Consider the following 23427-nt stretch of genomic DNA (forward strand, 5'->3'; position numbering starts at 1 on the left):
ACGAGGAACCGCTACCAGCGGCCGTTGCGCCGGTTCCAGGCGTAGAGCAGGTCGGCGAACTGATCATAGGCAAAGCGCGTCAACGGCAAGGCGACCGGATTGCCTAACACCGTCGCCAGCCAGCCCTCGCCCGGCGTTATCAGCCACACGGCAATCGCGACATCGGCACCGACCAGCAGTCGGCCGTCGGCGTCGGTGGCGTGCAGCCGGCGGCGGACATCCTCAAGCGACGCACCAAATCGAGCAAGTGCTGCCGGTTCAAGATTGATGTCGCGAAACGCGATCCGCCCGGCCTTGACCGCTTCGATCAGCCGCCGCTTTTGCCGGCTGATACCGGCATCGCAAACCGGGCAGCGTGTGTTGTACCAGACGGTCAGCAAAGGCTTGGCCCGTTGCTCGGGCATGATTCCTCCAAAAACCGGTACCTGTTTCCTGGGATCATGCTCAACCGTGGCCATGCCTGTGGTGCAGGTCGGGATAATGCGGATGCCGGTGGCGCATGGGCGCATGCCGGTGCCAGTGCGAATGCGGCTCGCTCACCGGTCCGTCATGACGGTGCTGGTGGTGCTCGTCATGCACATGGCTGTGCTCGTGTTCCAGTTCCTCGTGGTCGTGCTCGTGCTCATGGCGTTCCGACAGATGCAGCCAGAGTCCGAAGGCCATCAGAAGCCCGGCAACCGCAAGCTTGAGCGTGACGGCGTCACCCAGGACGACGATTGCCAGCAGCGCGCCGATAAAGGGGGCGAGCGAGTAATACGCCCCTGTCCGTGCCGTGCCGAGATGACGCAGCGCCACGATGAACATCACCAGGCTGACCCCGATGACAAAGAAGCCGACGGCCGCGGTGACTGCGACGATCGACGCTGGCGGAAACGAAGCCCCGCCGGCGAGCGCCAACCCGACATTGACGACACCAGCCACCAGCCCTTTGAGCATGGCGATCACCACCGGGTCGGTGGCCGAGATCTTGCGTGTGAAATTGTTGTCCAGCCCCCACGCCAGGCACGCCGCGGCGACGAGCACGGCACCAAGGTTGAAGGCAACGCCCTCACCTTGCCACGACAGCAGAACGGCGCCGGCCACGATGGCGAAGGCGCCCAGGAGCAGCCGGCGGTCGACATTCTCGCGGTAGACGAGCCAGGCGATCGCCATCGTCGCCAACCCTTCGAGATTAAGCAGCAGCGCGGAACTGGATGCGGTGTTGAGGCCGAGGCCGAACATCAGCAGCACCGGCGCGACGATGCCGCCGGCGCCGATCGCCAGCAGCAGCCATGGTATGTCCCTGGCGGTCAGTTGCGCCTCGCCGCCGCCGCCGCCGCGAGCCGAGCGATAGAGGGCCAGCCCGGCGCCGGCGCCGAGATAGAGCAGACCGGCCAGCATGAAGGGATTGACGCTGTCGAGCAGCAGCTTGCACAGCGGCGGCGCAGCGCCGAACAGGATGGCGGAGCCAAGAGCGAGCGGCACGCCGGGCCACAGATGCGCATGTGAATTCGGTTCGGACATGGCCGCATCCTAGTGCATGTCGCCCAAAACTGCGCAGCGGATTTGGGCGACATGCATTCCACAAGGACCTGAAGCGCTTCAGCCTCGGCGCTGTTCTGAGAGCACTACCCGAGCGAGGTGATGATCTCGCGGTAGGCAAATTCGGGGAAGGCTTTCAGCGTCCGCGTCCTGATGTTGCCGGCCGCCGCCAGCATCAGCGAGAAGCGAGCCAGGACCGCGTCGTCGGGCGCTTCAACCACGGCCACCATGTCGTATTCACCCATGGTCAGGTAGAACGCCTTGAACGATCCGCCCATGTCTCCCAGCTGCTTCCTGGCGGCGTCGAGTCGCTTCGGTGAATCGCGCACATTTCTGGCGCCCTGTTCCGTCCAGTTCATCAGCACGATATAGCTTGTCATGCACACCTCCCTCCGGGCCACGGAGCACGGCGGCTTCGCCGGGGCGGGCATCCGGGTTTGTCGCCCAGAAAATGCATCCGACGTCGAAATTATCCTCCCGCAGCGAACATCCTGCAAGGACTACCGCGCCGACGCCCTGTTGCTGGGTAAAGACGAGCCTCGCGAGGCGGCGGCAAAGCGACGGCCGTAAGACGGTCGGCGCACCGACCGGGGAAAGCCGGTTTTAAAACCCGCCCGATTGCGGCAATCTCGGTCGTGGCCGTCGATCTGGCGGAAATCCCCGGCCGGCAACCGAGACCGATCCAGCCGCCGGAGAGCTTCATGCGCGAAACCATCGACCTGCCGCCGGAATCGATCGAGAGTCCTGCCGCATGGACCGGCGAGGACATGGCGAAACATCCTGAGCGTTGGCTGGTCGAACTGGATGCGCGCGACGTCGCGGAACTGGAGTTGGCGGCAACCGGCTTTCTCGCCCGCTCGCAGGACATCGGCAACCTGACCAAGGCTGACTTCCCCTTGCCCCGGCTTGTCGGCCATCTTGCCGCCCTTCGCGAAAAACTGATCGCCGGCATTGGCTTCGAGGTGCTTCGCGGTCTCCCGGTCGAGAGATATTCAGCGCAAAGGGCGGCAACGATTTTCTGCGGGATTGGCGCGCATCTGGGAAGCGCACGATCCCAGAATGCCCAGGGCCATATCCTCGGCCACGTCCGCGACATAGGCGCCGACGCCAGGGACGCCACGACGCGCATCTACCAGACCTCTGAGCGCCAGACGTTTCACACCGACTCCGCCGATGTCGTCGGTCTGCTCTGCCGGCGCGATGCCATGCAAGGCGGCGAGTCCCTGCTGGTGAGCACAGCGACGATCTACAACGTGATGCGCAGGAAGCGGCCTGATCTCACCCGCCTGCTGTTTGATCCGATCGCCACCGACCGGCGCGGCGAGATACCGGAAGGGGAAAAACCCTACTTCGAAATCCCGGTTCTCAACTGGCATGCGGGATTGCTGACCGGCATCTATCAGCGCCAGTACATCGACAGCGCGCAACGCTTTCCGGATGCCATGCGGCTCAGCACCACACATATCGAAGCGCTGGATCTCTTCGACAGCCTTGCCAATGATCCCAGACTAAACCTGTCGATGCGCCTGCGGCCCGGCGACATGCAGTTCGTCTACAATCATTCGCTGCTTCACGACCGCAGCGGCTTTCGGGATTGGCCAGACCCGGACAAGCGGCGCCATATGCTGCGTTTGTGGTTGTCAGTGCCGGGCGACCGACCGCTGCCCGAGTGCTTCAGGCAGCGTTATGGCTCGATAGAGATCGGCGACCGGGGCGGCATCATCGTCAAGGGGACGCGGCTGAACGTGCCGTTGTGGTAGATCGACAACGGGCGGACGCCCCAGGCCTTCGCGGCGTTGATGCCCTTCGAAGAGCACACCGCAGCAGGCATCGGTATCGGCGTCAATTGAGCTGGCCGGCGACGACGCCGTCCCTGCTCAGCTGTCCAAGAAGCTCCTGAGCTTCCGGCTACGGCTTGGATGCTTCAGTTTCCTGAGCGCCTTGGCTTCGATCTGGCGGATGCGCTCGCGGGTGACCGAGAACTGCTGGCCGACCTCTTCCAGCGTATGGTCGGTGTTCATGCCAATGCCGAAGCGCATGCGCAGCACGCGCTCCTCGCGCGGCGTCAGCGAGGCCAGCACGCGGGTGGTGGTCTCGCGCAGATTGGCCTGGATCGCCGCGTCGATCGGCAGGATCGCCATCTTGTCCTCGATGAAATCGCCTAGGTGCGAATCCTCCTCGTCGCCGACCGGCGTTTCGAGTGAGATCGGCTCCTTGGCGATCTTCAGCACCTTGCGCACTTTTTCGAGCGGCATGGCGAGTTTTTCGGCCAGCTCTTCCGGCGTCGGCTCACGGCCGATCTCGTGCAGCATCTGGCGCGAGGTGCGCACGATCTTGTTGATCGTCTCGATCATGTGCACCGGAATACGGATGGTGCGCGCCTGGTCGGCGATCGAACGCGTGATCGCCTGCCGGATCCACCATGTCGCGTAGGTCGAGAACTTGTAGCCGCGGCGGTATTCGAATTTGTCGACCGCCTTCATCAGGCCGATATTGCCTTCCTGGATCAGGTCGAGGAACTGCAGGCCGCGATTGGTGTATTTCTTGGCGATGGAGATGACGAGACGCAGATTGGCCTCGACCATTTCCTTCTTGGCGATCGCGGCTTCGCGCTCGCCCTTCTGCACCTGATTGACGATCTTGCGGAATTCCAGGATCGAGATCGCCGTTTCGGTGGCCAGATGCTGGATTTCGGCGCGCAGGTCGCGGATGGCGTCCTTCTCGTTCTTGGTGAATTCCTTCCAGCCGCGCGAGGTCAGGTTGCCGATCGCGCGCGTCCAGTTCGGGTCGAGCTCCGAGCCCTGATATTCCTTCAGGAATTCCTCGCGGCGCACGCCGTAGCTTTCGGCGAGCCGCAGCAGCTTGCCCTCGTTCTGCACCAGGCGCTTGTTGATGTCGTAGAGCTGCTCGACCAGCGCCTCGATGCGCGCCGTGTTGAGCGACAGCGACTTCACCGCCTTGATCAGCTGGTCCTTCAGCTCCTTCAGCCGGCGGTCCTGGCTGGGCGACAGCGTGCCGGCCGCGGCCAGCCGGTTCTCGACCTGCTGGTCCTGCAGCTTGCGCAGCTTCTTGTAGGTGTCGGCGATGACGTCGAGCGTCTCCATCACCTGGGGGCGGAGTTCCGCTTCCATCGCCGCCAGCGACAGGCTGGCCTCGTCCTCGTCTTCCTCGTCGTCATCGACCAGCCCGCGCGTGTCGGCGCCGACATTGGTGACGTCGTCTTCCTCGTCGCGCGAACGGCGCGGCTTGTCCTCGACCTTGGCTTCCTCAATGCGCTCCACCACCGGCGCCTGCTTGGCCTCGGGGCCGGCATAGGTGGCTTCGAGATCGATGATCTCGCGCAGCAGGATCTTGGATTCGTTGAGCTCATCGCGCCAGATGATGATGGCCTGGAAGGTCAGCGGGCTTTCGCACAGGCCCGCGATCATCGTCTCGCGGCCGGCCTCGATGCGCTTGGCGATGGCGATTTCGCCCTCGCGCGACAAAAGCTCGACCGAGCCCATCTCGCGCAGATACATGCGCACCGGATCGTCGGTGCGGTCGGTCGGCTCTTTCTTGGTGGTGGTGGCAGCAACGGCGGTGCCGGTCTGCTCGGCCAGCTCGTTGGCGTCTTCCTCGGCATCAGCCGCAGTGTCTGCGGCCTCGGGCTCTTCGCCCTGCTCGTCGTCCTCGACCACGTTGATGCCCATGTCGGACAGCATCGCCATGGTGTCCTCGATCTGCTCTGAGGTCACTTCCTCGGAGGGCAGCACCGAATTCAGCTCGTCCATGGTGACATAGCCGCGCTTCTTGGCGGCCTTGATCATCTTCTTGACAGCATCATCGGAAAGGTCGAGCAGAGGGCCATCGGTGGCACCTTCGCGTTCGGTTTCGACCTCTTCCTTTTCCTTTGTCGCCATAGTCTTTATCTTCTCCTAGCGGCCGAACATCAAAGCCGCGTAAGCTGTCGGACCAGTCAAATCGGATGCACTCGCTTATGAGTCGCGCTTCACCGGGCCAGTAACTGCATCTCTCGTTAAGTCCAGATTAACCCTGATATCTGTGGCAGGCAGCTTGCCTGTCCAGTGACCAGTACCTCACATCGTTTATTTCCCGTCGACGCGGGTGCGGGTTAACGTTTCGAATCGTCCTGATTCCGCCATTCTGCCGGAAGGTCAAGCGCCTCTCGCATGATTCGCATGAAAAAAGCGAATCAATTACCCGACTTAGCCCCGCCAAGCGCCATTTGGACGCGCAACAGCGCTTTCACATTTCACTCTCTTGCCGAGCCCGTCCTGCCCTATCGGCCGGCAAAGGCTCTGTCTTTCTTTTGGTGGAAGCACGATCTCTGGACAAACGGTTTCCGTTTGTCCGAAAAACCGTTCCCACTTTTCGGGATCATGCTTTAAGCCCGCCCGGCCCTGCCCGAGGATACACCGAATCCTTCGATCAGCGCTTCCGTCGCTTGTACATCCTGAAATTGCGCCTGAATTTCGATCAGGTGCCGATAGTTTTCATCTGTGGGATCGGTGGCGAGCGCCGCTTCCGCCTGTTTCAGCTCCTTATGTAAGGTGCGCGCGCTGCGCTGCAAGTGCAGGGCCTGGCTGAAAGCGTCGCGGGCATCCTCGAGGGCTGCGGTTTCCAGCGCCGGCCAATGCCGCATTCGCCGGATCAGCCCGACCGCCCGCTCCCAGATCTCGGCGCAGCCGGCGCGCTCGATCATTGCCACCACGGCCTGACGGTCGTTGGCCATGTCATGCGCCATCGCGTCGAGGATGGCGGCGTGCAGCCGCCTCAGATCGGAGTTGGCGAGATCGAGAAACTCGATATGTGCGAAATTCTCGTCGATCAGCACCGGATGGTTGACCAGCGCGACGATGATCGTCGCCTCGCGCATCGACATCCCCTCGCTGCCGCGCTTGACCAGCGCCGAGCGGCCGAGGCTCTCGGTGATCGGCGTGCGTCCGCCGCCGGCCTTGGCGAATTGTCCGCCCGGCGGCGGCGCCTTGCCTTGGCCCGGGCGCCCATCCTGGCGGCCTTGCCTTGTACCGCGCTGCGCGCCGAAGAAGCTCAGCACGCGCTCGCGCATTTCCTGTTGATAGTGATAGCGAAGGCTTTCGTCGCGGATGCGGCTGGTCAGTTCGCGCAACGTCTTTTCGAGCTCGGCCCGCCGCTCCGGCGTGTCGAAGACGCCGCCGGCCGTTTCGCGCATCCACAGAAGGTCGGCCAGCGGCCGCGCATCGGCCAGCACGGAACGGAAAGCGTCCGGCCCTTCGGCCTTGACCAGGTCGTCGGGATCCTTGCCTTCCGGCAGCAGTGCAAAGCGCGCCGAGCGCCCTGCCTGCACCGCCGGCAGCGCCATGTCGGCGGCCCGCCAGGCAGCCTTCAGGCCGGCCTTGTCACCGTCGAAGCACAACACCGGCTCGCCGGCCATGCGCCACAACAGCTCGAGCTGGTTTTCGGTGAGCGCCGTGCCCAGCGGCGCCACGACATTCTCGAAGCCGGCCTGCGCCAGCGCGATCACGTCCATATAGCCTTCGACGGCAATGACCGTACCGCCCTTGGCAAGCGCCTTGCGGGCGCGGGCGAAATTGTAGAGCACGTTGCCCTTGTGGAAGAGCTCTGTGTCGGGCGAGTTCATGTATTTGGCCAGCGCATCCGGCGCCAGCGCGCGGCCCCCGAAAGCAATGATCTTGCCACGCGAATCCGGGATCGGGAACATGATGCGGTCGCGGAACCAGTCATAGGAGACCGGAATGTCGTCGCCATGCCGCACCAGCCCGCAGGCCTCGATATCGGCTTTGGGAACACCCCTGGCGGCGAGATGCTCCTTCAGCGCATTGCGGCTGTCGGGCGCGAAGCCGAGCCGGAACGATTGCTGCGTCGCCGGTGTCAGCCCACGATCGCGCAGATAAGCGCGGGCTTTCGCGCCCTCCGGCCCCTGTAGGCGCTCCTGGAAGAAGGCGGTCGCCATCTCCATGACGTCCGTCAGGCTGGCGCGTTCCTTTTCGCGCCGCTCCTCCTGCGCATCGCGAACCGGCATCGGCACGCCGGCCATGTCGGCGACCTTCTCGACCGCTTCGGGAAAGCTCATGCCGTCGAGTTCGGTGAGGAACTTGAAATGATCGCCCGAAACCGAGCAGCCGAAACAATGGTAGCGGCCCTTCTTGTCTTCGCAGTGGAAGGATGGGCTCTTCTCGCCATGGAACGGGCAGCAGGCCCAATAATCGCCGCGCGGCGCGTTGGTCTTCTTCCTGTCCCACGCGACGCGCTGGCCGATCACCGATGAAATCGGCACGCGGTCGCGTATCTCGTCGAGGAAGGCGGGCGGAAAGCGCATCGGGAAACTCGTTTCCCCACCATATAATCATGCCCGCGGAATCCGACGACCCCTAATGCGGACGATGCCCGGTTTCCACAGGGCAAAAAAGGCGGCCGTTGCGGGCCGCCTTTCTTTCACCTCCAGCAGGGTGCTGGCCCAGACGAGATTTACTGCCCGGCAAGCGCGCCGAAAATGACGCCGGAGAGAACGCCGACCAGCACATAGTCGTTGCCGACGCGGATCCACTCCTGGCCGCGGCCGGGGCGATGCAGGCCATAGCGGCCATAGTCGCGGATCGGCCGGTGCTGCCTCCAACCGGAATACTTCTGGCCATTGCGCCAATGGCTGCGCTTCACGACGATCTTCTTCTTCACGACACGCTTCCTGACGTCGACGTGCTTGCCGGGCTTTTGCCAGTCGACCTGGCTGTAGGTCGACTGCGGGGCGTTCGGCGCATTCATCGGCGCGGCCTGGCCGGCGAGCGACGTGGCGGCCAGCATCGAGAAAGCGAGTGCGGAAAGGACAATGCGTTTCATGGGAGTCTCCTTGGTTGTCGATGCCCAAGGGATAGTGACCCACCGATGAACCGAAACTGAACACCTGCATTACAATTGTGTAATGAATTCCTTAGCTTACTTAGGAGAGTTGAACATCCTCGCAAAGATCGCGACCAAACACGCGCGATCCGCCGCGCCACAGCAGCCTCGCAATGCAACCATTTGCGCGTCCGTCCATTTTCCGACACCGCCTGTCGCGGCGCAACGGCCCTTGAAATCGACAAGATTTTATTACCCGGCTAATGTAATATCGTCATTCTGGTCACTGCTATGAACATGATTCGCACCCTCGTTTCCCCTACTGATCGCCGCGCTGATCGCATCGCGCACCCCGTTGTCCGCATGCGGAAGGCGACATGAGCGGTTCCGTCGTCCTACTGCATCTGGCCGGCGCCGTGGCGCTGATGCTGTTTGCCACCCGCATGGTGAAAACCGGCGTAGAGCGCGCCTATGGCGACGTGCTGCGCCATCGTCTGCGCGCCACCATGCGCAATCCGATCATGGCGGTGCTGGCCGGCACCGGCCTCGCCATCGCCTTGCAGAGCTCCACCGCCGTCACGCTGCTGGTCGGCTCCTTCGCCGGCTCCGGCATCGTCTCGGGCGCCGCCGGGCAGCTTGCCGTGCGCGGCGCCGAAATCGGCTCGGCGCTGGTGGTCAAGCTGCTGACCTTCGATCTCACCCTGCTGGTGCCGCTCTGCCTGATCACCGGCACGGTGATGTTCATGGCCACCGAGCGGCGCGACTGGCGCCAGTCCGGCCGCATCCTGGTCGGTATCGGCCTTTTGATCCTGTCGCTGGAAATGATCGGCCAGGCATCGGAGCCGCTGCGCAACAGCCAGCTCATGCCGGTCATCATCAATTACTTCTCCAGCGATTCCATCACCGCCTATCTGTTGGCGGCGCTGATCACCTGGCTGTTCCAGTCGAGTATCGCGGCGGTTCTGTTGATGGCGACGCTGGCCGGCCGTGGCCTGATCACGCCGGAACTCGGCGTCGTCCTCATCCTCGGCGTCAACCTCGGATCCTCGATCATCGCGCCGATGCTGACCCGTTCGGCCGGGCCTGCCGTGCGCGTCGTGCCGATCGGCAATCTCCTGATGCGCGGGCTTGGCTCGCTGGTCGTGCTGATCCTGTTCATGACCTTCAGGCCGCATGTCGCCTTCCTCGGCGCAACGGCGGCGGACCAGATTGTCAACGCTCACATCCTGTTCAATGTGCTGATCCTGCTCGCCGGCCTGCCGCTGGCCGGGTTCGTCTACCGCGCCTCGGAGAAGATCGTGGCACTCGGCACCAAGCCGGCGCCGGCCGCCACACTCGATGTCGTCGAGCTTTCCGCGCTCAACGAGAGCGCGCTGGACGTTCCAAGCCAGGCATTGGCCAATGCCACGCGCGAGGTGGTGCGGGTCTGCGAGACCGTCGAGATCATGCTCAAGCGCATCATCGAGCTGTACGAGAGCGCTGACGCCGACAAGATCAAGGCGCTGGCAGCACTCGACGACCGCGTCGACCGCAAGCACGCAGCGATCAAGCTCTACCTGGCCAAGCTTACCAGGAACCCGCTGACCGAGGACGAGGCGCTGCGTTGCCAGGAGCTGATCGGCGCCTGCGTCAAGCTGGAGCAGGTCGGCGACATCATCGTGCGCAATATGCTGGTGCATGTGAAGAAGAAGCTCGAGCGCGGGCTTGAGTTCACGCCCGAGGGCTGGCGCGAACTATGCGCTTTCCACGCTTCGGTGCTGGCCAATGCTCGGCTCGCCTTCAACGTGCTGGTATCACGCGATCCCGAGACCGCCCGCCAGCTGGTGCTGGAAAAGGACCAGTTGCGCGACCGCGAGAAGGAAACCAGCGCCAGCCATTTCGTGCGGCTGCGCGACGGCACCGCCAAGAGCGTCGAGACCAGCTCGATCCATCTCGACACCATCCGCGACCTGAAGCAGATCAATTCGCTTTTGGCGTCGATGGCCTATCCGGTGCTCGAAGAGCGCGGTCTCCTCACTGGATCGCGGCTTAAGGCGAGCGGAGGTTGACCCTGCCGGTCTCCCCGCGAGGGAGATCGGCGGTTCCACGCCCGCACGTTCCACTCAAGAAAACCTAAAGTCGCGACAAAAATTTCTGGATTGCCCGCAACGCCCATCCGTGGTTTGAGGCCGTTCCAGCTAGGGCCTTCCCATGTCGCTTCCGCTCATCGCCCTGTTCATTGCCGCCTTCGCTTTCGGCACCACCGAATTCGTCATCGCCGGCGTGCTGCCGCAGGTGGCGGAGGGGCTTGGCGTCTCGGTTCCATCGGCCGGTTATCTCGTCTCGGGCTATGCCTGCGGCATCGCCATCGGCGGTCCGCTGCTGGCGCTCGCCACCAAGTCGCTGCCGCGCAAGACCTTGCTGCTCGGCCTTGCCGTCGCCTTCACCATCGGCCAGGCGGCCTGCGCGCTGGCACCCGATTTCACCTCGATGCTGTTGCTGCGCATTGCCGTGGCGATAGCGCACGGCGCCTATTTCGGCGTCGCCATGGTCGTGGCGGTCGGTCTTGTGCGCGAAGACCAGCGCGGCATGGCGGTCGCCGTCATCCTGTCCGGGCTCACCGTCTCCAATGTCATCGGCGTGCCGGCCGGCACCGCGATCGGCAACATCTGGGGCTGGCGCACGACTTTCTGGGTGATGGGTGCGCTGGGTGTCGCGGCAACGCTTGCCATGGCAGCGCTTTTGCCGCGCACCGCTGGATATCAGGCCAAGCCCGCCGGCCTGGCGCGCGAGGTTCGCGTGCTGGCGCGCCAGCAGGTCTGGACTTCGCTGATCCTGATGCTGATGCTGATGATCGGCCAGTTCGGCCTGTTCACCTACATCACGCCGACACTGCTCGAAATCACCGGCCTAGATGAAAGCCAGGTGCCGTGGGTACTGCTGCTCAACGGCGTCGGCGCCACACTCGGCGTCTTCCTCGGCGGCAAGCTCTCCGACTGGAAGCTGATGCCGTCGCTGATCACAATGCTGGCCCTGCAGGCGGTGACGCTGGCGGTGATCTATGCCGTCAGCCCCTACCCCTTGCCGATGGTTGTGGCGATCGTCATCTGGGGCGGTCTCAACTTCGCCATCGGCACGCCGATCCAGACCCGTATCCTGGCCTGGACCGCCGATGCGTCCAATCTCGCTTCGTCGCTCATTCCATCCGGCTTCAATGTCGGCATCGCGCTTGCCGCATCGCTGGGCTCGGCGATGCTGAATGCCGGCTACGGCTACCGCAGCCTGCCGCTGCTTGGTGCCATCGCCATGCTGGTCGCCGTAGCAGTGGCGCTCGCGTCTTATGTCTGGGAAGGACGCAGCAACGCCACGCCGCCGCTGACGGCGCCAGCCGAGTAAGCGCACGACACAAGAACGCTCACCCGCGCCAGCGCAGCAGGCGCATGGCGTTGGCGGTGACCAGCACGGTGGCGCCGGTGTCGGCCAGGATCGCCGGCCACAGGCCGGTGATGCCGGCAATGGTGGTGACCAGGAACACCGCCTTCAGCCCGAGCGCCACTGTGATGTTCTGGCCGATGTTGGCCATCACCGCCCGCGACAGCCGCACCATGCGCACGACATCCATGACCCGGCCATGCAGAATCGCAGCGTCGGCCGTCTCCAACGCGACATCGGTGCCGCCGCCCATGGCAATGCCGATGTCGGCGGCGGCGAGCGCCGGTGCGTCGTTGATGCCGTCGCCAACCTTGGCCACCCTCAGCCCCCCGCGCTGCAATTCGCCGACGATGCGCAGCTTGTCCTGAGGCAAGAGCTCAGCCCGCGCCTCGATGCCGAGCGAAGCGGCGATGGCTTCGGCCGTGCGTCGGTTGTCGCCGGTCAGCATCACAGCGCGGATGCCTTCGGCCTTCAGCGCCGCAATGCCGGCCGCCGCATCCGGCCGCGGCTCGTCGCGCATGGCGATCAGCCCGGCCACCACGCCATCGGCCACCAGCACCGAGACGGTCTTGTCCTGGCCGTTGAGGCTGTCGATGGCAAGACGCTGCGCCTCGGTTATCGTAGCGCGTTCGCCCGCCGCCTGGCCGGAGCCGAGGAAGGCCGCGACGCCGCCGACGCTACCCTCGACGCCCTTGCCTGAAATCGCCTTGGCGGCCAGGGCCGGCGGCACCGGCGCCTTGGCGGCCTTGGCCTTGTCCAGTATGGCCACCGCCAGGGGATGGCTGGAGCCCTGCTCAAGTGCTGCCGCCAGCGCCAGCACGGTGCGTTCGTCGCGCCCATAGGCCACGATGTCGGTAACCACCGGTTTGCCCGCGGTCAGCGTACCGGTCTTGTCGAAGGCGACGGCTGTGATCCGGCGAAAGCCTTCCAGCACGGCACCGCCCTTCATCAACAGGCCATGCCGCGCGCCGGTGGCCAGGCCCGCGGCGATCGCCGCCGGCGTCGAGATGACCAGTGCGCAGGGGCAGCCGATCAACAGGATCGCCAGGCCTTTGTAGATCCATTCGTTCCAGTCGCCGCCGGCAACCAGCGGCGGCAGCAGCGCCACCAGCGCCCCAACCACCAGCACAGCAGGCGTATAGTACCGTGAGAAGCGATCGATGAAGCGCTCGGTCGGCGCCTTGGCTTCCTGCGCTTCCTCCACCAGCCGCACCACCCGAGCGATGGTGTTGTCCGACGCTGCTGCCGTCACCCGAACCTTGAGCACACCGTCGGTGCTGATCGTGCCGGCGAAGACACCGTCCGAGACACCCTTGCGCTTTGGCGTGCTCTCGCCGGTCACAGGTGCTTCGTCGATAGCGCTCGCTCCCTCGACGATCTCGCCATCGGCCGGGATACGATCACCTGGCCGCACCACGATCACGTCGCCGACGACAAGGTCTTCGGCTGGGACTTCGACCGTGCCGCCTGCCCGCTCGACGATTGCCGTCTTCGGCACCAGGTCGGCAAGGCCTTGGATGCTGGCCCGTGCCCGACCGGCAGCGACGCCTTCCAGCATTTCGCCGATCAGGAACAGCACCACCACGGCGGCGGCTTCCTCGGTGGCGCCGATCATCACCGCACCGCTGGCGGCGATGGTCATCAGCATCTCGATCGAGAACGGCGTGCCGGCCAGTGCCGCCATCAGCGCGCGCCGGGCGATCGGCACCAGGCCAACCAGCAGCGCGGCCAGGAAGACCCAGCGCTCGGCCGCCGGAAACAGATGACCGATGCCGTAGGCGGCAAGAAGCGCTGCAGCACAGGCCAGCGTCAGCGCCGCGCGGCGGCTGCGCCACCACGCCTGCCTCGACTCGGCATCGCCATAGAGATGGGCGGAACCGATGGTCCGCTCGCGGACCGGCTCGCCGCCATGGTCGTGGCCTTCATGATCGTGATCAGCATGATCATGCGCCATGGCTACTGCATGCCCGTCGGTCTTGGCTTCCGCCCTGGCGATGGCGTAGCCAAGCCGCGTCACCTGCTGCAGCACCTTGTCTTCGGGCAGTACACCGCCGTGGCTGACCGTCATGCTGGCGCCGGTCACCGAAACCGAGACGTCGGCGACGCCATCGAGACGGCGCACCGCCGTATCGATCTTGGCCGCGCAGGAGGCGCAGTCCATGCCGTCGATCTTGAACCGTGTCTGCCTGATACTTGGTTGCTTGAGGGGCGCCGTCATCGCTTCACCTGTCTGCCTTGCCCGCGTGGCGTGCCGCCGCCTCGGCCTTGAACCCTGATGTCGGACACTGTAATTGCTCTAGTCACTAGAGCTTCAAGAGGCAAAATCATGTTTTCGATCGGCGATCTCTCCCGCCGCACCGGGGTCAAGGTGCCGACCATCCGCTACTACGAGCAGATGGGCCTGGTTGCCGCACCCGAGCGTTCGGAAGGCAACCAGCGCCGCTATGGCCGGCAGGAGCTCGAGCGGCTGGCCTTCATCCGTCACGCCCGCGACCTCGGCTTCGCCGTCGAGGATATCCGCTCGCTCATCGAATTGAGCGGCCACCCCGAGCAGCCCTGCGGCCATGCCGACCGGATCGCCGGGGAGCAACTGATCTCGGTGCGGGAAAAGATTGCCCAGCTGCAGCGGCTGGAGGCCGAACTCGAACGCATCACATCTTGCTGCCACGGCAATACGGTCGGCGACTGCTACGTCATCCGCGCCTTGTCCGACCACGCGCTGTGCGCCGACGAGCACGGGTGAGGAGGGCTCGCGCGCCCGCTACAGATCGATCCGGAACCGCAGGCTTTCCGCTCCGCCATAGGCGGCATCCTCGAAGAAACGCTCGACCAGCTTGCCGCCATTGGTCAGGATCACCTTGTGCGACGCCGGATTGCCCGGCTTGGCGGTGATCTCGACATAAGGCAAGCCGACCGCCCTCGCCTCGTCCAGCATCAGCCGCAGCGCCTCGGTGGCGTAGCCACGCCGTCGCTTCCACGGCACCACCGCATAGCCGATATGGCCGAGCACATGCGGCGGCAGCGCAGCTGTACCTGGCTGCCAGCGAAAGCCGATCGAACCTGAAGCTTCGCCGTCCCAGATCCAGCGCCGAAAGCCCGGCAGGCGCGGCACCTTTCTGCCGTCGGGCAAGGTTATAGGGCCGCCATTGGCCAGAGGGTCATCGAGGTCGGCGAGAAAGGCCACCGGATCCTTTTCGATGGCCGCAAGTTGCTCGCGCGTCGCTTGCTCGAGCCGCACATTGTCCGGCGACCAGCCGCGCTCGAGCGCCGCCTTGTAGGACGGTAAATGTTCAAGCGCGGGTTTGACGAGTTCGACCATTTTGCACCGGCGGAGTAGCTGCGCCGATAAAGTAGCAGCATTATCCGCGAAGGCACGGTCCACCGGGTGTGGCCTCTTGCGACAAGGCCGCATTCCCATCGCTGGAAACGCGGCCTTGTTCTTATCCCTTGGGAGGAACCGACGCTCTGGCGCAACCATTCCCAGGCCGCGCCAGTGCCTTTTGCCGAGCTCAGGCGATATCAAAACGGTCGGCGTTCATCACCTTGGTCCATGCCACCACGAAATCCCTGGCGAATTTCGCCTTGGCGTCTGCGGTCGCATAAACTTCGGCCAACGCGCGCAGCTGCGAATGCGAGCCGAAGATGAGGTCGGCACGGGTGCCGGTCCACTTGACTTCGCCGGTCTTGCGGTCGCGGCCTTCGAACACGTCCTTGGCGTCCGAGGTCGCCTTCCACTCCGTGCCCATGTCGAGCAGGTTGACGAAGAAGTCGTTGCTCAGCGTTTCCGGCAGCTTGGTGAAGACACCGTGCTTCGACTGCCCGGCATTGGCGCCGAGAACGCGCAGGCCACCGACGAGAACTGTCATCTCCGGCGCCGTCAGCGTCAGCAGTTGCGCGCGGTCGACCAGCGCCTCCTCGACGGTCAGCCGCTGCTTGCCGCCGACATAGTTGCGGAAACCGTCAACGGTCGGTTCCAGCGGTGCGAAGGAGTGGATGTCCGTCTGCTCCTGCGAGGCATCCATGCGGCCCGGCCAGAAGGGAACGTCGACGCTGTGGCCACCGTCCTTCGCGGCCTTCTCGACGGCGGCGCCGCCGCCGAGAACGATCAGGTCGGCAAGCGAGACCTTCTTGTTGCCGGTCTGCGAAGCGTTGAACGCCTTGCGGATCGCTTCGAGCTTGTCGAGCACCTTGGCGAGTTCCGCCGGCTGGTTGACGGCCCAGTCCTTCTGCGGCGCAAGGCGGATGCGCGCGCCATTGGCGCCGCCGCGCTTGTCGGAGCCACGGAAGGTCGAGGCCGACGCCCACGCCGCCGACACCAGCTGCGACACCGACAGGCCGGACGCCAGGATCTCGGCTTTCAGTGCTGCAGCGTCCTCTTCGTCGATCAGCACATGATCGACCGCCGGAATGACGTCCTGCCAGGGCAGTTGCTCGTTCGGAACCAACGGACCGAGATAGCGCACGAGCGGGCCCATGTCGCGGTGGGTCAGCTTGTACCAGGCGCGCGCGAACGCGTCGGCGAACTGAGCCGGGTTTTCATGGAAGCGCCGCGAGATCGTCTCGTAGGAAGGATCGAACCGCAAAGCGAGGTCGGTGGTCAGCATGGAGGGAGCGTGGCGCTTGGCCGAATTGTGCGCATCCGGCACGCTGCCAGCACCCGCGCCGCCCTTCGGCGTCCACTGGTGCGCCCCGGCGGGGCTCTTGGTCAACTCCCATTCGAAGCCGAACAGATTGTCGAAGTAGTTGTTGCTCCACTTCGTCGGCGTCGTCGTCCAAGTCACTTCCAGGCCGCTGCCGATGGCGTCGCCGCCCTTGCCGGTGCCGAACGTGCTCGCCCAGCCAAGGCCCTGCTGCTCGATGTCGGCGCCTTCCGGCTCCACGCCGACCAGCGTCGCATCGCCGGCACCATGGGTCTTGCCGAAGGTGTGGCCGCCGGCGATCAGCGCGACGGTCTCCTCGTCATTCATCGCCATCCGCGCGAAGGTATCTCTGATATCGCGCGCGGAGGCCAGCGGATCAGGCTTGCCGTTCGGTCCTTCCGGGTTGACGTAGATCAGGCCCATCTGCACGGCACCGAGCGGATCCTGGAGATCGCGGTCGCCGCTGTAGCGCTCGTCGGCCAGCCACTTGCCTTCCGGACCCCAGTAGATGTCCTCCTCGGGCTCCCAGACGTCGGCGCGGCCGCCGGCGAAACCGAAGGTCTTGAAGCCCATCGATTCCAGCGCGACGTTGCCGGTCAGGATCAAAAGGTCGGCCCAGGAGATCTTGCGGCCGTACTTCTGCTTGATCGGCCACAACAGCCGGCGGGCCTTGTCGAGGTTGACGTTGTCCGGCCAGCTGTTCAGCGGCGCGAAGCGCTGCTGGCCTGCCCCGGCGCCGCCACGGCCGTCGGCGATGCGGTAGGTGCCGGCGCTGTGCCACGCCATGCGGATGAACAGCGGCCCGTAATGGCCGAAATCGGCGGGCCACCACTCCTGCGAGTCCGTCATCAGCGCATGCAGGTCCTTGATCACGGCGTCGAGGTCGAGGCTCTTGAATTCCTCGGCATAGTCGAACGCCTCACCCATCGGATCGGACAGCGGCGACTGCTGATGGAGAATCTGGACATTGAGCTGATTCGGCCACCAGTCGCGGTTGACCCTGCCGACGGCTGTGTGCACGACCGGGCATTTGCCCGTGCTGGGGTCGTCAGTTTGTGCGTCCATGTTTTTCTCCGATCGTGGCTGTGTTGAGCTGTTTCAACTGCTGCGTGAACAAGGACAAAGGATGTCCCTGGAAGCGGTCCGTTTCGTGGCTGGCGCATGACCGTATGCCAGATACGCGACCGAATATCTTGGATGTTCCTGTCACTGCGGGCACGCCCCGGACGAAGCCGTCCCGGCTGCTCCTCATCTCCCTTGCAGCTCCTATAGCAAAGCTGCGCGATTAATTTAAGTTGGATTTCCTGATTACAGCGATAAGGTGACATTATGACAAACCTGACGCTGAAGCAGCTGCGCTATTTCGAGGCGTTGGCGCGGCACAACCACTTCGGGCGCGCGGCCGACGCCTGCGCGATCTCCCAGCCTGCCATTTCGGTGCAGATCAGGGAACTGGAGGAAACGCTGGGCACGGAGCTTTTCGAAAGAGGCGCTAGACAGGTCCGGCTGACCAATTTCGGCGAAGAATTCGCCTTGCGCGTCCGCGACATCCTGCGTTCGGTGGACGAGCTCGCCGATCTCGCGCGTTCCTCGCGCGACAGGCTGGTCGGCCGGCTGCGCATCGGCGTCATCCCCACGATCGCGCCCTACCTCCTGCCGACGATCATTGGCAACCTCTCGAGCATGCATGATGGCCTCGATATCCATGTGCGCGAGACGCAGACGCAGAAGCTGATCCAGGAACTGGCGGACGGTCGGCTCGATGCGGCCATCGTTGCCTTGCCGGTGTCCGAACCATCGCTGACGGAAATCGTGCTGTTCGCCGAGGCCTTCGTCCTGGTCCGGCCCGGCGAAGACGAGGGAAAGCCGGTGCCCAATCGCGAAATGCTGCGTGAAATGCGGCTGCTTCTGCTGGAAGAAGGCCATTGTTTCCGCGACCAGGCACTGTCCTTCTGCAACATGCATTCGGCACGGCCACGCGAGTTGCTGGACGGCAGCTCGCTGTCAACCCTGGTCCAGATGGTCAGCGCCGGCATCGGCGTCACCTTGATCCCGGAAATGGCCGTGCCGGTGGAGACGCGCTCGGCGTCGGTCTCCATCGCCCGCTTCAGGAGCCCTCAGCCGTCACGGACGATCGGCATGGTCTGGCGCAAGACCAGCCCGATCGCCAAACAGCTGCTGCGGATTTCGGAAGTCGTTCGGCAGTCGGCCGACGCACTGCGCGCACAGCACAATCCGACACCGATTGCGCACCTGCTGAACCTGACGGCAACCGCCTGACAAACACGCCTTGGTTTCCGGCTTCGCGTGGTTAGCTTGCGGATTGCCTGACCATTTTGAAAACACCGCTTGGGCGGCCTGCTAAACAAGATGTGTTTCGCCGATTGGCGCGAGGCGATTTATGATCGATTCGCGGCGGCAACACCGCTAGGAATTGCGAACGGGCGGGAGAATTGATCAGGTGCGGTTGAGATCTGTCCCTCTGGGTGTCGTCGCCAGCCTCCTCCTCGCCGTCATCGCTTTGACGGTGTCGGCGCGGTCGTTTGCCGCGCTTCCCGATGTTCCCGCCTGGTTGCAGGCCCATGTCGGCGACAGCGATGGTCAGATCTCGCAAGTGGTCCTGGAGCGGGCCCGCGCGCTTTACCTGAAAAAGGTGGCGCAAGGTGCGATCAGGAACCCCTGCTACTTTGCCATGGATGCCACGCGTCCCGGCGATCTGGGCAATGGCGTGCTCGGGCGCCGGTACTATGTCATCTGCGAAGCCAGCCAGTCGTTTCGCGCGATCTCATCGGGTCATGGCGCCGGCCGGAATCTGAAAGGCACTGTCGATTTTTCAAATGGCAGACGGTGCGCGAAGAACTTCGGCAACGCCATGGATTCTGAACTGACCGCCGGCGGGGCCTATATCACCCGCGAGGCGAAAACATCGTTCAAAGGCTTTTATCGCACCGGTGCGAAACAGGACGCGGCTTTCCTGCGCACCTTCATACAGTTCGACGGCGAAGGCGAAGCCGCCAATGCCAGGCAGCGGGTGATCGGCGGCCATGCGGCGCAGGTGCTGCGCGCCCAGTGCATGCGCAAAAATCCGAACAGCTCATATGCCGACCATGACGGTTTGGTGCCGTTCGGCAAGCTGGTGGACTATCCTGGCGGCCGCAGCAACGGATGCACCAGCTGGTCGCCGGTGGATGCGCGGCAGATCATCTCGATGGTGAAGGACAACCCGACGACGCTCTACATCTATCCGGAATCACGCGACATTGCCGCGGTAGTGGCACACCGTTCGCAGTCGGGCGGTGTGCCCTACTGGAACGCATCCTGCCTGAAGGAAATCGGCGCGCCGAAATTCTGGCCGAGAAAAACCCTCGAGCCGATCATCGCCCAATACAAGACGGATCATCTGGCACCACCGCCCCAGCCACTGCCGATCTGCAAGGGGTCTTGAAGTCCGCACCCGGATAGGCTGCCGCCCAGCCAGGCGATGCTTTCGGCGCTCTCGGGAGAGCCTTTCAGGCAAGACGAGATCAGGCACCTGATCCGCATCGTTGTCGAAGACATTGGTGAACGGTCAGGCCGAATTGGCAACCGCTGACGGTCGCAAGCCCCGGTCAGCGATGGGCGGCAAGCCTACTGCAGCAGGCCCTTGACGATGCCGCTTGCCTTGCCGAAATCCATCTGGCCGGCATATTTTTGCTTCAGCGCGGCGATCACCTTGCCCATGTCCTTCTGGCTGGCCGCACCTGTCGCCGCGATCGCCTCGCGCGCGGCCACGGCCACCGCGGCCTCGTCCAGCTGCGTCGGCAGGAAGGCGCGGATGATCTCCATCTCGCCACGCTCCTGCGCCGCCAGTTCCGGTCGCTTGCCGTCGTCGAAGGCCTTGGCCGATTCCTCGCGCTGCTTCACCATCTTGGCCAGGATCTGCAGGATTTCCTCATCGCTGGCAGGGTCCTTGGCCGAACCACGATTGGCGATGTCGCGGTCGTGGATGGCCGCCTGGATCAGCCGCAATGTCGGCAGCCGGTGCTTGTCCTGCGCCTTCATCGCGCTCTTCAGGGATTCGGCGATTTTGCCACGCATGGTGCTTTCTCCTTCGATGGGCGCGGACAATAGCGCCGGGGACAGGCCAACGCAAACCCTGATATTGCCAGGCAAGCCACTGATATTGCTTGACGAAATAAATCGGAGCCCGATTGCTCATGATCATTGACCGCTTTGCGCCCTTCCCCTATGTACTGGGCCTTGCATGAACTGAAGCTTGACTGCGTGGAAGCCGCGAAATCGCCGCTTCGCGCTATTTGCCGCGCAGATGGTCCGCCAGGCCGATTGCAGCGTGCAGACTGATAGGAGCGCCGCCATGGCCGAGATGACCCCCGCTTGGGCAACCGAAAGGCCGACCGCCCTTCTGGTGCTGGCCGACGGCACCGTCATCGAGGGTCGCGGCCTGGGCGCCACCGGCTCCGCCGTCGCCGAAGTCTGCTTCAACACGGCGCTGACCGGCTACCAGGAAATCCTCACCGACCCATCCTATGCCGGCCAGATCGTCACTTTCACCTTCCCGCATATCGGCAACATCGGCACCAATGAAGAGGACATCGAGGATCTCAATCCGGTTGCACGCGCCGGCGCTGTCGGTGCCGTGTTCAAGGCCGATGTCACCAACCCGTCCAACTACCGCGCCGGTACCGGTCTCGACCAGTGGCTGAAGAAGCGCGGCATCGTCGCCCTTTCGGGCATCGACACCCGCGCGCTCACCGCGCTGATCCGTGAAAAGGGGATGCCCAACGCAGTCATTGCGCATGCGCCCGACGGCGTCTTCGACCTCGACGACCTGAAGCAGCGCGCCGCCGCATGGTCGGGCCTGATCGGGCTCGATCTCGCCAAGGAAGTCACGTCAGGTCAGTCCTCGGTCTGGCGCGAGACGCCATGGGTCTGGAACGAAGGCTTTGGCGAACAGGCCGATCCTTCGATGCATGTCGTTGCCATCGACTACGGCGTCAAGCGCAACATCTTGCGCCTGCTCGCCGGCCTCGGCGCCAAGGTCACCGTGGTGCCGGCCAAGACCGGCGCTGAAGAAATCCTTGCCATGCAGCCGGACGGCATCTTCCTCTCCAACGGCCCCGGCGATCCCGAAGCCACCGGCGACTATGCCGTGCCGGTCATCCAGGACCTGCTGAAGACCGACATCCCGGTGTTCGGCATCTGCCTTGGCCACCAGATGCTGGCGCTGGCGCTCGGCGGCAAGACCGCAAAGATGCATCAGGGCCACCACGGCGCCAACCATCCGGTAAAGGACCACACCACCGGCAAGGTCGAGATCGTCTCCATGAACCACGGCTTTGCCGTCGATGCGGACTCGCTGCCATCAGGCGTCGAGGAAACCCATGTCTCGCTGTTCGACGGCTCGAATTGCGGCATCACGCTGACCGGCCGTCCGGTGTTCTCGGTCCAGCATCATCCCGAGGCCTCGCCCGGCCCGCAGGATTCGCACTATCTGTTCCGCCGCTTCGTCAATCTGATCCGCGAAAAGCGCGGCGAAGAATTGCTGGCGGAGCGGGCTTAACCGGAAGCGGCGCGCGCCTCACGCGCCCGTCATCGCTCATATCTGCGCTCCATCTTCCGCCACGCTGGTGGTGACGTTTCTGACCGCCACCGGCTTTGCCACCTTGGTGACGAAGACGATCAGCGCCAGCGTCAGGAAAAACGCGCCAACCAGATAGGGGGCGCCACCGAAGGTCACGGGCGCTCTCGGCCCGGTGAACCAGGAAAAGATCGCCGTATAGAGCAGCGGAGTGATGATCGAGGTGATCGAAAAGATCGAGGTCATCGCGCCTTGCAGTTCGCCTTGCGCTGAAGGCGGCACCTTGGCGGCGGCGAGGCTCCTCAGCGGCGGATCGGCCAGCGCTTCCAGGCAGCCGACGACGATCACCGCATAGATCATCCAGCCTTGCGACGCGAAGGCGTAACCGAAGGCGCTGAGCGCCGTGAAGGCAAGGCCGATGGCTGCCGTCTTCCACTCGCCAAGCCTGGGGATCACGCGCGGCAGCACCGTCGCCATGACGATCGCCCCGCACAGGCCGAAGGCGCCGAGCGAAAAGCCGATCTGCTGCTCGCTCCAGCCGTAGCGGTAATTGGAGACGAACGACCACACCGCCGGGTACATCATGTGCCCGAGCGTCATCATGAAGAAGACAAGCCCGATCCAGCCGATGCCTTTGTACTGGCGCATCTGCAGGAGCGTCCCAACCGGGTTCGCGCGTTTCCACTCGAAGCGGCGGCGATGCTTGTCGTCGAGCGTTTCCGGCAACAGGAACAGCGCAATCAGGAAGTTCACGAAAGCCAGCCCGGCGGCGAAATAGAACGGTACGCGTGGCCCGAACGTACCGAGCAGCCCGCCCAGAACCGGCCCGATGACGAAGCCGACGCCAAAAGCGATGCCGAGCAGGCCGAAATTCTTCGCCCGGTTCTCATCGTTGGAGATGTCAGCGATGAAGGCGGATGTCGTCGAATAGCTGGCGCCGGAAATGCCGGCCAGCACGCGCCCGATGAACAGCATGGGGAAGGACCAGGCGACGGCGCAGATCAGGTTGTCGATGGAAAAGGTCAGCACGGAGGCGAGCAGGATCGGCCGCCGTCCGAAGCGATCGCTCAAGCCGCCCATGATAGGCCCAAAGAAGAACTGCATCGCCGCATAGACGAAGAACAGCCAACCGCCCTCGATCGCCGCTCCGCTGATGCTGACGCCAGTCAACTCCCTGAGATAGGCCGGCAACACCGGCATGATCATGCCGAAGCCGATGATATCGAGCAGCAGCGTCGTGAAGACGAGCGCAAGGCCCCGTCTGGCGGTTTTGGGGTCGATCATAAAGGGTCAAGCTCCTCTGCTCGCCCTGGGGCGCAGGCGGACGCACCTTATAAGCGAGCTTGTCGCCCGGAACAATAAGGGAACAGGCTTGATATTTTCATCCTGACATCCCCTGACGGCGGCTTCGCCGTCAGGTCGGTCTCGGAAAACGGTCCC

18 protein-coding genes are annotated in these 23427 nt (G+C 64.1%); 7 read left to right on the plus strand and 11 right to left on the minus strand.

Annotated elements, in window-relative coordinates:
• Positions 1-11: 11 nt before the first annotated feature.
• The 3 genes from AC1DYW_RS26205 to AC1DYW_RS26215 form a co-directional block, all read right to left on the minus strand.
• Positions 12-404: a thiol-disulfide oxidoreductase DCC family protein gene (locus AC1DYW_RS26205; RefSeq protein ID WP_457152537.1), complete on the minus strand. Its 393-nt coding sequence runs from the start codon at positions 402-404 to the stop codon at positions 12-14.
• Positions 405-444: 40 nt separating this feature from the next.
• Positions 445-1503, minus strand: coding sequence for a DMT family transporter (locus AC1DYW_RS26210; protein ID WP_457152536.1), 1059 nt, complete (start codon positions 1501-1503; stop codon positions 445-447).
• Positions 1504-1607: 104 nt separating this feature from the next.
• Complete coding sequence (locus AC1DYW_RS26215; protein ID WP_095091717.1) at positions 1608-1901, minus strand: GYD domain-containing protein; 294 nt, start codon at positions 1899-1901, stop codon at positions 1608-1610.
• Positions 1902-2222: 321 nt separating this feature from the next.
• On the opposite strand from AC1DYW_RS26215, the gene AC1DYW_RS26220 reads away from it, so the two are divergent.
• On the plus strand, positions 2223-3281 hold the full coding sequence (locus tag AC1DYW_RS26220; protein ID WP_457152535.1) for a TauD/TfdA family dioxygenase: 1059 nt from the start codon (positions 2223-2225) through the stop codon (positions 3279-3281).
• A gap of 117 nt (positions 3282-3398) precedes the next feature.
• Here the strand turns inward: AC1DYW_RS26220 and rpoD are convergent, their stop codons facing one another.
• The 3 genes from rpoD to AC1DYW_RS26235 all read right to left on the minus strand — a co-directional run bounded on the left by rpoD (position 3399) and on the right by AC1DYW_RS26235 (position 8358).
• On the minus strand, positions 3399-5420 hold the full coding sequence (rpoD, locus tag AC1DYW_RS26225) for an RNA polymerase sigma factor RpoD (protein WP_095090975.1): 2022 nt from the start codon (positions 5418-5420) through the stop codon (positions 3399-3401).
• A 485-nt stretch (positions 5421-5905) separates the two neighbouring features.
• On the minus strand, positions 5906-7840 hold the full coding sequence (gene dnaG / locus AC1DYW_RS26230) for a DNA primase (RefSeq protein WP_477228122.1): 1935 nt from the start codon (positions 7838-7840) through the stop codon (positions 5906-5908).
• Positions 7841-7989: 149 nt separating this feature from the next.
• Positions 7990-8358 carry an RcnB family protein gene (locus tag AC1DYW_RS26235; protein WP_457151315.1) on the minus strand — a complete coding sequence of 123 codons (369 nt, stop codon included), beginning with the start codon at positions 8356-8358 and terminating at the stop codon, positions 7990-7992.
• A 377-nt stretch (positions 8359-8735) separates the two neighbouring features.
• Between AC1DYW_RS26235 and AC1DYW_RS26240 the strand changes: the two genes are divergently transcribed.
• Positions 8736-10406, plus strand: a complete 1671-nt coding sequence (locus AC1DYW_RS26240) for a Na/Pi cotransporter family protein (RefSeq protein WP_477228123.1) — start codon at positions 8736-8738, stop codon at positions 10404-10406.
• A gap of 142 nt (positions 10407-10548) precedes the next feature.
• Complete coding sequence (locus AC1DYW_RS26245) at positions 10549-11733, plus strand: MFS transporter (RefSeq protein ID WP_477228124.1); 1185 nt, start codon at positions 10549-10551, stop codon at positions 11731-11733.
• A gap of 19 nt (positions 11734-11752) precedes the next feature.
• On the opposite strand, the gene AC1DYW_RS26250 is transcribed toward AC1DYW_RS26245, so the two are convergent.
• Complete coding sequence (locus AC1DYW_RS26250; protein WP_477228125.1) at positions 11753-13987, minus strand: heavy metal translocating P-type ATPase; 2235 nt, start codon at positions 13985-13987, stop codon at positions 11753-11755.
• 108 nt (positions 13988-14095) lie between these two features.
• On the opposite strand from AC1DYW_RS26250, the gene AC1DYW_RS26255 reads away from it, so the two are divergent.
• Positions 14096-14512, plus strand: coding sequence for a MerR family transcriptional regulator (locus AC1DYW_RS26255; protein WP_477228126.1), 417 nt, complete (start codon positions 14096-14098; stop codon positions 14510-14512).
• 18 nt (positions 14513-14530) lie between these two features.
• On the opposite strand, the gene AC1DYW_RS26260 is transcribed toward AC1DYW_RS26255, so the two are convergent.
• Both AC1DYW_RS26260 and katG read right to left on the minus strand, forming a co-directional pair.
• The gene (locus tag AC1DYW_RS26260; protein ID WP_477228127.1) at positions 14531-15088 is read right to left on the minus strand and encodes a GNAT family N-acetyltransferase; all 558 of its coding nucleotides are present in this window, start codon (positions 15086-15088) and stop codon (positions 14531-14533) included.
• Between the two features lie 190 nt (positions 15089-15278).
• Entirely contained in the window at positions 15279-17474 is a 2196-nt protein-coding gene (katG, locus tag AC1DYW_RS26265; protein ID WP_477228128.1) for a catalase/peroxidase HPI, read from the minus strand.
• Between the two features lie 264 nt (positions 17475-17738).
• On the opposite strand from katG, the gene AC1DYW_RS26270 reads away from it, so the two are divergent.
• On the plus strand, positions 17739-18689 hold the full coding sequence (locus AC1DYW_RS26270) for a hydrogen peroxide-inducible genes activator (protein WP_477228129.1): 951 nt from the start codon (positions 17739-17741) through the stop codon (positions 18687-18689).
• Positions 18690-18870: 181 nt separating this feature from the next.
• Positions 18871-19854, plus strand: a complete 984-nt coding sequence (locus AC1DYW_RS26275) for a hypothetical protein (RefSeq protein ID WP_477228130.1) — start codon at positions 18871-18873, stop codon at positions 19852-19854.
• Positions 19855-20036: 182 nt separating this feature from the next.
• On the opposite strand, the gene AC1DYW_RS26280 is transcribed toward AC1DYW_RS26275, so the two are convergent.
• Positions 20037-20486, minus strand: coding sequence for a GatB/YqeY domain-containing protein (locus tag AC1DYW_RS26280; RefSeq protein ID WP_477228131.1), 450 nt, complete (start codon positions 20484-20486; stop codon positions 20037-20039).
• Between the two features lie 277 nt (positions 20487-20763).
• Here AC1DYW_RS26280 and carA point away from each other — a divergent pair, with 277 nt between their 5' ends.
• Positions 20764-21969: a glutamine-hydrolyzing carbamoyl-phosphate synthase small subunit gene (gene carA / locus AC1DYW_RS26285; RefSeq protein ID WP_477228132.1), complete on the plus strand. Its 1206-nt coding sequence runs from the start codon at positions 20764-20766 to the stop codon at positions 21967-21969.
• Positions 21970-22005: 36 nt separating this feature from the next.
• On the opposite strand, the gene AC1DYW_RS26290 is transcribed toward carA, so the two are convergent.
• Positions 22006-23271 (minus strand): TCR/Tet family MFS transporter, encoded by a 1266-nt coding sequence (locus tag AC1DYW_RS26290; RefSeq protein ID WP_477228133.1) that lies wholly within the window; start codon positions 23269-23271, stop codon positions 22006-22008.
• Positions 23272-23427 lie beyond the last annotated feature (156 nt).

Source organism: Mesorhizobium sp. P2_D5 (genome assembly GCF_056404355.1).